This is a genomic window from Roseburia sp. OM02-15 (assembly GCF_003481835.1).
Lineage (GTDB): Bacteria > Bacillota > Clostridia > Lachnospirales > Lachnospiraceae > Eubacterium_I > Eubacterium_I ramulus_A.
On sequence record NZ_QULX01000046.1, the window covers coordinates 1 to 3536 of the forward strand.

At 38.7% G+C, this 3536-nt stretch carries 5 protein-coding genes; all 5 read right to left on the minus strand.

The features are described 5' to 3' along the window. Positions 1-541 precede the first annotated feature (541 nt). Positions 542-826, minus strand: a complete 285-nt coding sequence (locus DXB15_RS16670) for a hypothetical protein (protein ID WP_118703555.1) — start codon at positions 824-826, stop codon at positions 542-544. Between the two features lie 64 nt (positions 827-890). Further along, positions 891-1703, minus strand: a complete 813-nt coding sequence (locus DXB15_RS16675; RefSeq protein WP_118703556.1) for an NERD domain-containing protein — start codon at positions 1701-1703, stop codon at positions 891-893. Positions 1704-1790: 87 nt separating this feature from the next. Continuing rightward, on the minus strand, positions 1791-2435 hold the full coding sequence (locus DXB15_RS16680) for a DUF1294 domain-containing protein (protein ID WP_243115688.1): 645 nt from the start codon (positions 2433-2435) through the stop codon (positions 1791-1793). Continuing rightward, positions 2389-3159: a hypothetical protein gene (locus tag DXB15_RS16685; protein WP_158582291.1), complete on the minus strand. Its 771-nt coding sequence runs from the start codon at positions 3157-3159 to the stop codon at positions 2389-2391. The genes DXB15_RS16680 and DXB15_RS16685 overlap by 47 nt, the downstream gene beginning before the upstream one ends. After that, positions 3084-3461: a hypothetical protein gene (locus DXB15_RS16690; RefSeq protein ID WP_147404807.1), complete on the minus strand. Its 378-nt coding sequence runs from the start codon at positions 3459-3461 to the stop codon at positions 3084-3086. The genes DXB15_RS16685 and DXB15_RS16690 overlap by 76 nt, the downstream gene beginning before the upstream one ends. Between the last annotated feature and the right edge of the window lie 75 nt (positions 3462-3536).

Consider the following 3536-nt stretch of genomic DNA (forward strand, 5'->3'; position numbering starts at 1 on the left):
AAAGCGGTTCCAACAATAGCAAAACCCTGCAAAAGCAGGGCTTTGTCTACAGTCTGAGAAGCTGTCTCTCATACGAAAGACAGCTTCTCTTATTTTTCTATATTTTGATTATAAAATGATGTTGGGGGCAAAAGATGCCATACGAATTGTTCCGTACTTCGAATTGTTGTATCCGTCCCTTTATGTGGCGCGTTCCAGACTTTGACCCACCAACCTTTAAATAATTTTCAGCTCTGCAAAATGCAGAGCTTATTTTTTGCTCAAAAAAAGCGAGCTTGGTGCAAGCGCCAGTCCCGCTAAAAACTGTATAGTTTTTGTTCTCTACCATTATTATGCCCCATTTGCAGCAAAATAACAATCGGAAAATGTGTTTGCTTTTTGTTTACTAGAATTTAATTCAATTCATTCTGAATAAAACCTTTGCCCAAGATAAATAAAAGCCCTACGCAACGGCAGGGCTTTTTTATCATTTTTTGCGGATCTGTTCCAGACATTTACTTGTTATGTAGTCGGATAATTTTATTTATCCGACACATTTCTTCTACTCTTCCACTATTCCTTCCAGTTCATAAGTACAATTTGCAAACCGGAACCCATTCTCAAAGAATGTCAATTTATGCTCCTCTTTCTCCGGAACATCCAAGTGAACCATCTGCTCGCCGTCCCAGAATACCAGATTGTGCGGCTGCACTTCATGCAGTATTCTGTGAAAAATTCCATTGTGGAAGCTATTTACTCTTGTCATTCGAAAAACTGCCTTTCCCTCCAATGTTCTCAGTTGTTTTTTCAGTTCTTTCCAATCTGTTGCATCAATTATTGTTCCCATATATACGTCACCTCATCAAGAAGGCATTATACATCAAAAATCGAATTTGAACAAGTGTTCGTATTTAAACGTTTTTTACATATCTGCACTTTGGAAATGCGCTACACCCCCAAAATTGTTTCCCGGCATTTGTGCCTTTCTTCGCTGTCCGCAAGACCAACATACTTCCACAACGTGGGCAGCTTTTCGCTTTTTCGTCAGTAACTGTAATTGGAATATCTCCAGAGATTTCGTCGTATTTTTCTTTAATATCCTGAATGTGTATTTCTTTTTCTTCTTTCGTTACATTGGTCAGTTTTTTTAGTTTCTGATATACTACTTTCACTTCTTCATTTGACAATATATCTTCTTTTTTATTCCATATATCACGTACAGTCGCATAAGTGCGGTCTCTATTAATTACTTGAATATCTTGATTTTCCACCGTCACCTTTTTCAATTCACATCGCTCGGAAAATACAATCAACGAAAATAATGGAATATCTGCTCCAATATAATTTTTCAACCATTTCATATGAGTCTGATTCTGCTTTATCGGATTATAAAAAGAATATGTTTCTTTATTCGGAAGCATCATTGTCCATTTATATTGATTTTCGTTTCCAAAAATCCATCCTGAATAATTTTTACTTTCAATCACGAAAATTCCCTTTTGGGTAATAAACAAAACATCTACTTCCGATGTCTCGTTATTATCTTTTGGAATATATACATTTCGTAACACCTTTCCTTTTTTACCAAATAGATTTAACAACTTCAACTCACGTGCTGTATATGCTTCTCCTACTTTTCCATTTACGGCATCCTTACCTCCCATGGCATCTATTGTCTTATCTACCACTTTGTCTAATATGCAATCCAATAAACTCTTTCCCACTTATTTATCCTCTTTTCATTCCACTCTCTGACATGGATTTAGTCAATAAAACATGTTCTCGAAAATAACCTATAATTACCACTACGTCTACCATCCCGTATTCATTGTATAGAATAAAACAACAATTTGCGTTACAATTATCAGCGGCATTCCAACTGTGAAGTAATCCTTTTGTGTCTTGTGTCGGAACAGATACATAGAAATGAGTCCGCCCACAGATCCGCCGGCAAATGATAATCCCAACAGTGTTACAATTCTGATTCTGGAACGATTTGCTCTGGCATTGGCCTTATCAATCGCAAATACGATGAATGTCACAAGATTTATCACTCCAAGATATATCAGCAATATCCGGTGTTCTGCAAAGAACTTCCAAAATGCAAACGTAAAATGCTCTGCATGATGCCCTTTATAAATCAACAAAATAATCACCTGGATGATGAAAATACATATAATAAACACCCGCGACATCATATTTTCCTTTTCCGCTTTCCTGTCAAAAAGTAAAATCATAAGCAGCATACCAGCAGAACCGCCAAATAAAGATACAATCGTCACTACCATATCTATCTGTCCTCTTGCAGTATGTCTGTACAAAAGCATATTAATCAGATAAACCAATGCACCAATGACATTGATTGCCAGTAAATAATATTCTAATTTTCCGAATTCTAACACTTCTCTGTTACCTTCCCGGGAAAGCGTGATACTGAATATTAATTTCTCTATCATATTCAAGCATCATCCCACTCTTAATTGTCTCTATACCATCAATAACAACATCTGAAACGGCATTTTCTCTCTTGAAAAATCCGGTTTTCAAATCCTCCAATCTCGATACATAAATCTGTGTGAATCCTATATCTACCAATTCATTTGCCAATGTCTTATACCCCATTCCAATCATTGTCCTTTTGGAATATGGAAATGCAAAATCTTTCTTGGCATGATAAGTAATGATAATTTCTGCATCATATGGTACCGATGTTCCGCTGTCAATCCAGGATTGCCCGTCCACAACGACCTGTTCCACTTCACCGACAAATTTGCCAACACCTGGATAAATATCTTTGATAGGGACCGAGTGGCAGTTATTAAATACCGCACTTTCTATTTTCTCCCGAACGTACCCGACCTCAGAACCAAGCAGCACATCAGTAGGATACGGAAACGTCAACTGCTTTTTGTTCAAGATAAATGCCCGTACCCGTTTTGCTCTACGCGCCTTTTTCTTTTGTTTTTCTCTTTCTTTTACTCGTTCCTGTTCCTCGGCGATACGTTGTGCCTCCCGCCTTTCGGCTTCCTGTCTCCTTGATTCTTCTTTCGATTTCGCAATTGTTCCTGCAACTGCCGCTGCACCAAGGTCAAAAAGAAGCTCTACTATTTTTGAAGCTGCACTGTCCTGCTTCTCATCTTCTCCGTTGGATTCTTCCATGTCTGAAGATTCATCATCCATAGTGCAGGCATCATAGTTTGTGCGGCTTCCATCTGCTTTCTGGTAATATCCACTTCCATCTTCGTATTTCCATCCCCGGCCTCCATCGGCTTCATCGTAATGTCCGCTTCCATCGGAGAATAAGGTTCCGCTGCTGCCGTCGGATCCGTGAAAATATCATGAGCCATCAGGAAATATATGTCCCTCACTTCCGTCAGCCCCTCTGTAGTATCCGCTGCCATCGGAAAATATGCGCGCTTCGCTTCCATCTTTCCCGCGATAGTAACCGCTTCCGTCAGAATATCGGTAGCTTTCCCCATCATCCTCTGAAAGGAAGCCTGGTGCTAGAATATAAATAGTACAAGTCAAAATGAGAATTCCTTATACAGTATTTCATG

Bases quoted from the DNA above. Each gene is read 5' to 3' on its own strand.
- DXB15_RS16670 (WP_118703555.1), bottom strand. From the start codon at position 826: ATGGGAACAATAATTGATGCAACAGATTGGAAAGAACTGAAAAAACAA.
- DXB15_RS16680 (WP_243115688.1), bottom strand. From the start codon at position 2,435: ATGATAGAGAAATTAATATTCAGTATCACGCTTTCCCGGGAAGGTAAC.
- DXB15_RS16685 (WP_158582291.1), bottom strand. From the start codon at position 3,159: ATGGATGATGAATCTTCAGACATGGAAGAATCCAACGGAGAAGATGAG.
- DXB15_RS16690 (WP_147404807.1), bottom strand. From the start codon at position 3,461: ATGATGGGGAAAGCTACCGATATTCTGACGGAAGCGGTTACTATCGCG.